Source organism: Cognatishimia sp. MH4019 (assembly GCF_020177595.1).
Taxonomy (GTDB): domain Bacteria; phylum Pseudomonadota; class Alphaproteobacteria; order Rhodobacterales; family Rhodobacteraceae; genus JAHTBL01.
In genome coordinates, this window is the sequence record NZ_JAHTBL010000003.1 from 388,586 (window position 1) to 394,892 (window position 6,307).

The following is a 6,307-nucleotide window of genomic DNA, read 5'->3' on the forward strand; positions in this document are numbered from 1 at the left end:
AAAGCTATCCGGCTTCCGCGGGACGTCCCCGATCCAGCGGGTCCAGATTGCGCGGCGCGATACCTTGCGCCATCGACTGCCAATCGAGCGCCTGACGCATCAAGACCGACCGCCCGACGCAAATCACCGCCGGGGGTTCCAGCCCTGCAGCGGCAATATCCGCCTCCAACGTGCCAAGCGTGCTTTCCAGCACTTTCTGATCGGCGGTCGTGGCCGTGGTGACCAGACCGACCGGCTCTGACAATGGGCGTCCGGCGGCAAGCAATTCTGATACGATCCGCCCGATATGCTTCATTCCCATATAGATCACGATCACCTGTGACCCTTGGGCGATCGCCTTCCAATCCAGCGACCCGGTCGCGTCGCCGGTCTGATCGTGACCTGTCACAAAGGTGACCGACTGGTTCACATCGCGGTGGGTCACGGGGATGCCTGCATAGGCCAACCCGCCAATGCCTGCGGTGATGCCAGGGATAATGCGGATGGGAATGCCGTGTTGCACAAGAGTTTGCGCCTCTTCTCCGCCGCGTCCGAAGACGAAAGGATCGCCACCCTTGAGCCGCAGAACGCGTTTGCCCGCGCGCGCCAGTTCGACCAGCCGCAACGAGATATCCCGTTGTTTTGCCGAAGGTTTTCCGCCGCGTTTGCCTGCGTAGATATGCTCGGCCTGAGGCGCCCATTCCAGAATGTCGGTCTGCACAAGCGCATCATATACGATCACATCTGCCTGCCGCAGCGCATTCAGCGCATGCAGTGTCAGCAGCCCCGGATCGCCGGGACCCGCGCCGCACAGCCAGACCCAACCTTGTTCGAGAACAGGCCAGTTGGAGGCGGGCAGAGAAAGCGAGTCGGTCATAACGTGTTTATGCAGCCCCCAAGTCTCTGAGGAAAGGGGACAAAGCGACACCGTTTACCCCGTTGGCGGCACGCCCCGCTTGTGCCTATAGTCGCCCCGATGGCCCGCAAACCAACTGGAGATTTGCGCCGTGGCTGGACCACAGGCGCTTGTGCGACCGCCGCTGTGAAAGCGGCGCTGATGCGGCTTTGGGGCGGCGCGTTTCCGGGCGAGGTGCAGATCACCTTGCCGAAGGGCGAGACCCCGGTTTTCCCTTTGGCCCATCACGCAGCGGGCGAGGACTGGGCCGAGGTCGGTATCACCAAGGACGCAGGCGACGACCCGGATGTCACCCACGGAGCCTTGATAATAGCGAAGGTGAAGAACGCAACCCAAGGCATTGTTTTCAAAGCAGGAGAGGGCGTTGGACAGGTTACAAAACCGGGGCTGCCAATCGCGGTGGGAGAGCCCGCGATCAATCCGGTGCCGCGCGCGATGATGGAAGGTGTCGTGTCCGAGATGGCAGCGCAGTTTGGGCAGACAAAGGATGTCGAGATCACGATCAGCATTCCGGGGGGTGCAGAGCTTGCGCTGAAAACCTGGAACCCGCGATTGGGGATCGAAGGCGGTCTGTCGATCCTTGGCACGACCGGCATCGTGCGCCCGTTCAGTTGCGCCGCCTGGATCGCCTCGATCCATCGGGGCATCGACGTGGCGCGCGCCGACGGGCTGACCCACGTGGCGGGCTGCACCGGGGCCACGAGCGAGCGGGTGGTGCAGGAGCTTTACGGGCTGCCGGATCACGCCATGCTCGATATGGGGGATTTTGCGGGGGGCTTGCTGAAATACCTCGCCAAGCATCCGGTGAGGCGGATCACCATTGGCGGTGGCATCGGTAAAATGACGAAGCTTGCGCAAGGGGCGGTTGATCTGCATTCCGGGCGCTCTCAGGTGGATTTCGAGGCTTTGGCAGAGGATTTGGAGCGGCCCGATCTCGCAACAGCCAACACGGCGCTGGCCGCTTATGAGATGGCGGGCGCACCCATGGCACAGATGGTGGCGTGCCGCGGATTGGCGCGGGTGCAGGCGCTTTTGAAAGACACCCAAATCACGGCAGATATCGTGGTGATTGATCGCGCAGGCAACGTTCTGGCACGGGCGGGCGCATGACGCTTTTGCTGCTTTCAGGAACGGCAGAAGCGCGCGATCTGGCCACGCAATTGGCCGACGAGGATATTGCGGCTGTCGCGTCCTTGGCGGGCGCCACGCGGGCGCCAACGATGCCCCTTATCCCCACACGCATTGGCGGCTTTGGGGGGGAAGCCGGGTTTCGCGCATATCTTAAAGATGCGCAGATCACGGCCGTTTTGGACGCAACACATCCATTTGCCCACCGTATTTCACACCGCACCGCTGCCATCTGTGCTGAAGATGGCATTCCCCACTGCCAACTTTTACGTCCCCAATGGCGGCCAGAGGCGAAGGACCATTGGACGATGATCGCGCAAGAGGCTGAAGCTGCACAGCATATCGCGCCCTCAGATGTGGTGTTTTTGGCGACCGGTCGCCAGACGCTTGAAAAATTTGCGGATCTGCAAGCGCGCTATATCTATTGTCGTCAGATTGATGCGCCCGACGGGCCGTTTCCGTTCTCCAACGGCGAATATGTCATCGGGCGTCCGCCGTTCTCGGTCGAGGATGAAATTACGTTGTTCCAAAAACTCTCGGTGAACTGGCTTGTGGTCAAGAATGCAGGCGGGGCGACCAGCTTTTCCAAGCTGGAGGCTGCGCGCCGGATCGGGTTGCGCGTTCTGATGATCGCACGTCCACCGCAACCAGACGCGCCGCGGGTGGAAACGGTCGATGCGGCAATGGCATGGGTGCGCGGATTATGAATGAACGGGTGATCCGGGGCCATGATTGCGTGGCCGAAGGGGCAGCGTATCTGAGCAAGATCGAGCCGCGTTTCGCGCACGCCTACGGGCGAACCGGCCCGTTGCCGTTGCGCCTGAAATCCGATGGCTACGCCACACTTTTGAATGCGATTGTCAGCCAGCAGGTCAGCGTGGCTGCGGCTGATGCAATCTGGAAGCGGGTCAAGGCAGCAGGTCTGACCGGGCCGCGCAAAGTGATGTGGGCCAGCGAAGAGGATCTGCGCGCCTGCGGGCTCAGTCGTCAAAAAGTGCGCTACGCCAAGGAGTTGGCCAAGGCCGGTATCAACTACAAAGCGCTGCGCGAGGTGCCGACGGATGAGGTTATCAAGACACTTGTCGAAGTGCCCGGCATCGGCGTTTGGACTGCCGAGATCTACGCCATGTTCTCGCTGGGTCGTGCGGATGTCTTTGCGCCGGGGGATCTGGCCCTTCAGGAAGCCGCTCGCAGTCTCTTTGAATTGAACGAACGCCCCAAGGACCGCGCGCTGCGGCAGATGGCAGAAAGCTGGTCGCCGTGGCGGGGCGTTGCGGCGCGGTTGTTGTGGGCCTACTACAAGGTGGAAAAGGATCGAGAGGGCATAAGATGACACGAGCATTACGGGCAGAGCGGGTCGAGCCGCTATCGGGAGAGGCACGGTCGGTCGTGGTTTTCCTGCACGGATACGGGGCGAATGGCAAAGACCTGATCGGTCTGGCCGAGCCACTGGCCGAGCATATGCCGGACACGTTGTTCGTGGCACCGGATGCGCCCGAAAGCATTTCGGGGCTCTTTGGCGGGCTGCAATGGTTTCCGATCCCATGGATCGACGGATCGTCGGAAGAGGACGCAGCGGCAGGCCTGCAAGCGGCCTCCAACGATCTGAACGCCTTTCTGGACGGGCTTCTGGTCGATGAAGACATGCTGCCTGAGCAATTGATTTTATTCGGTTTTTCCCAAGGTACGATGATGTCCCTGCATGTCGCGCCACGTCGCGAGGACCCGGTGGCAGGGATCGTCGCGTTCTCGGGGCGGCTTTTGCAGCCAGAGGTTTTGGGGGATGAGACCGTCTCCAAAATGCCGATTGTGCTGATCCATGGGGATGCCGATGATGTGGTGCCGCCGCAATCGCTGCCGGAGGCGGCGGAGGCCTTGCAGGAGGCAGGCTTCACCGAGATTTACGCCCATGTCATGAAAGGCACGGCGCATGGCATTGCGCCCGATGGGCTGAGTGTCGCGCTGGGTTTCATGCGCAAACATCTGGGATACGAGTAACCCGAAAGGGTGCGGACAGCACGTCTGGTTCCGGTATGGTTTGCGTATGGCGTGTGTATGGCATCTGTACATACATTTTGCCTGGCGCGCAGCTGTCATAGATTTGTGATCCTGATCGGCTACCCCGGCTGCGACAGTATCGCATATGAAGGGGGTTGCCCGAATTCAGACGCGATATATAGTCGAGACAAGTGTTGGGGCGGGGCTCCCGCCTTGATGCCAGGACACAGGCTCAGGACGCGGAGATTTTGCTCGCATGGACGGCGCATTCAGGACGAACTTTGTACGCGAACCCAACAACCTCAAGCACAAGCCCGCGCTGGTGCTGAACGCGGATTATCGGCCGCTCTCCTATTACCCGCTGTCGCTGTGGCCCTGGCAGGATGCGATCAAAGCGGCGTGGCTGGATCGGGTCAATATCGTCGCTGAATATGACGACGTGGTGCACAGCCCGTCGACGACGATCCGAATACCGTCGGTGGTGGTGCTGAAAGACTATGTGAAACCTCAAAAGCGCGTGGCCTTCACGCGCTTTAATTTATTTCTGAGGGACGAATTTGCGTGTCAGTATTGCTCGTCCACCGGAGATCTGACCTTTGACCACGTCGTCCCTCGCGCGCGGGGTGGGGTGACGAGTTGGGAAAACGTTGTGGCGGCCTGTTCGAAGTGCAACCTGAAGAAAGGCTCGCGGTCTTTGAAGCAGGCGGGCATGGCATTGCGCAAACCGCCGCGTCAGCCAGGCTCGGAAGAGCTGCGCAATCTGGGCCGAAAGTTCCCGCCGAACCACCTGCATGAGAGCTGGATGGATTTTCTGTACTGGGATGCGGAGCTGGAGGCGTGAGTTGGCCGCTTTGCGGACAAAGCTGCCGTTGTTATTCCCTCAAAAAATGACCGCTCTGAGCGCTTGGCGACATCAGCAAAATCACCGAAAAGGCCTGAACCGGCGCTTTTCCTTTAGCTATACAGTTAGCAAGTCATATGCTTTCAGAAGTCGATACGTTGCTTGACCGTCCATCAGGCAGAACTTGCCGGACCTTCCAGGTTGGACAACCATCGACTTGAGAGTCTCACGCACGGCTGTGCCGATCAAGTGCGAGTGCTGAACAACAGAGATATCCGCCCCAACTCGCACCAATCTGTAAATTTGATCCCCGTTCTTGCCACACATCGCAGGCGTCATTTCTTGAAATTTTGTCGGTCCCTTGAGCAAGAAAGCTGCAGTTCGCCGACGTCCCCCTACTGTCGCGTTGGCAGAAAAGTGATCATTCTCTTCTCCACCCCAGTCTGCCTTTGTCGGTTCTTTCAGCAAGTTCGCGATTGACTGCTTCACATGCTCTTCCGGCGTTTTCCGCATTACAGACATCCACTCGTCTGCACTTTCCACCTTTGTCTCACGCAGCTTGGAGAACTCTTCAATGTCCTCTGGCAGGAGTTCACCGAATAACTGGCCATACCACATGACATCTTTGTCGCCATCTTCGTAGTTTCTCGGGTGATCGAGCCAAGGCGCACCAATGACGATTGGCTCAATCTCGAACCGATCAACTTTGTCATGGAGAACTCCAATGACCGCTTGATAATACCCTTTCTGATAACCCTCCGAGAGAGTCATCGTCCCTGTATCAGCAACCATGTGCGTCGTATGATAGGAGAGCGAGACGGGCTTCCCGACATCAATTTCCAAATGTACTTCGTGGGAGACCCTCTTCTCAGTGTAAATTTCCGGGCAACCCTCCAACCTTTCTATACTCATAAAGCTTGACTTGGGGCGCCCAATAGTAAGCGCCTCCGCCAACGTCGGAACTCCAACTTTGGTGAAAACATCAATCAACATGGTAACCAGCAAGTGGTCATTCCGCAAAACCGTCATGTGATCCGATCCCGGTTGTACCCGTTCCAAGTACTGATCTCTGAGGGGACCAAGCGCGCTGATCGCCAACCTACGGTTCAAGAAACCCATGTCGATATGATGAAAAAAATCAGCAGTGCGAATGTCTTTTGGGGTGTTTTCAATGCTCATCTTTTGACATTTGGTCCATAGGCAGCGCCCATTCAAGTCTAATCAGCTTCGGGCGCAGTTGAGGGCCAATCTCGACGATGCCAATTTCCGCTTTCGGCGCTGCGGTCCTATTTGGTCACATCGCAGCATTCGGTAGATATGGGCTGATTTTGTTGAAAAACTCTTCTTTTCTGACGCTTTGGTTTGCGTCATCGCGTTAATTTACTGGGATGTCCGAAGTAGGACCGCGCTCTTACTCAAAGGCTGGGTCCATCGGCTTGAGCTTT

The 6,307-nt window shown here is 58.3% G+C and carries 7 protein-coding genes; 5 read left to right on the forward strand and 2 right to left on the reverse strand.

Annotated elements, in window-relative coordinates; all coding sequences use genetic code 11:
- Positions 1 to 4: 4 nt before the first annotated feature.
- The gene (gene cobA / locus KUW67_RS08000; protein WP_224824769.1) at positions 5 to 856 is read right to left on the reverse strand and encodes a uroporphyrinogen-III C-methyltransferase; all 852 of its coding nucleotides are present in this window, start codon (positions 854 to 856) and stop codon (positions 5 to 7) included.
- 99 nt (positions 857 to 955) lie between these two features.
- On the opposite strand from cobA, the gene KUW67_RS08005 reads away from it, so the two are divergent.
- From KUW67_RS08005 to KUW67_RS08025, 5 genes are all read left to right on the forward strand, one after another.
- On the forward strand, positions 956 to 2,005 hold the full coding sequence (locus KUW67_RS08005) for a cobalt-precorrin-5B (C(1))-methyltransferase (protein WP_224824770.1): 1,050 nt from the start codon (positions 956 to 958) through the stop codon (positions 2,003 to 2,005).
- Complete coding sequence (locus KUW67_RS08010) at positions 2,002 to 2,730, forward strand: cobalt-precorrin-6A reductase (RefSeq protein WP_224824771.1); 729 nt, start codon at positions 2,002 to 2,004, stop codon at positions 2,728 to 2,730. The genes KUW67_RS08005 and KUW67_RS08010 overlap by 4 nt, the downstream gene beginning before the upstream one ends.
- Positions 2,712 to 3,356 carry a DNA-3-methyladenine glycosylase gene (locus KUW67_RS08015; protein ID WP_224824772.1) on the forward strand — a complete coding sequence of 215 codons (645 nt, stop codon included), beginning with the start codon at positions 2,712 to 2,714 and terminating at the stop codon, positions 3,354 to 3,356. The genes KUW67_RS08010 and KUW67_RS08015 overlap by 19 nt, the downstream gene beginning before the upstream one ends.
- The gene (locus KUW67_RS08020) at positions 3,353 to 4,021 is read left to right on the forward strand and encodes an alpha/beta hydrolase (protein ID WP_224824773.1); all 669 of its coding nucleotides are present in this window, start codon (positions 3,353 to 3,355) and stop codon (positions 4,019 to 4,021) included. The genes KUW67_RS08015 and KUW67_RS08020 overlap by 4 nt, the downstream gene beginning before the upstream one ends.
- Before the next feature lie 256 nt (positions 4,022 to 4,277).
- Positions 4,278 to 4,862 (forward strand): HNH endonuclease, encoded by a 585-nt coding sequence (locus tag KUW67_RS08025; RefSeq protein ID WP_224824774.1) that lies wholly within the window; start codon positions 4,278 to 4,280, stop codon positions 4,860 to 4,862.
- Positions 4,863 to 4,979: 117 nt separating this feature from the next.
- Here the strand turns inward: KUW67_RS08025 and KUW67_RS08030 are convergent, their stop codons facing one another.
- Positions 4,980 to 6,041 (reverse strand): hypothetical protein, encoded by a 1,062-nt coding sequence (locus tag KUW67_RS08030; RefSeq protein ID WP_224824775.1) that lies wholly within the window; start codon positions 6,039 to 6,041, stop codon positions 4,980 to 4,982.
- Positions 6,042 to 6,307 lie beyond the last annotated feature (266 nt).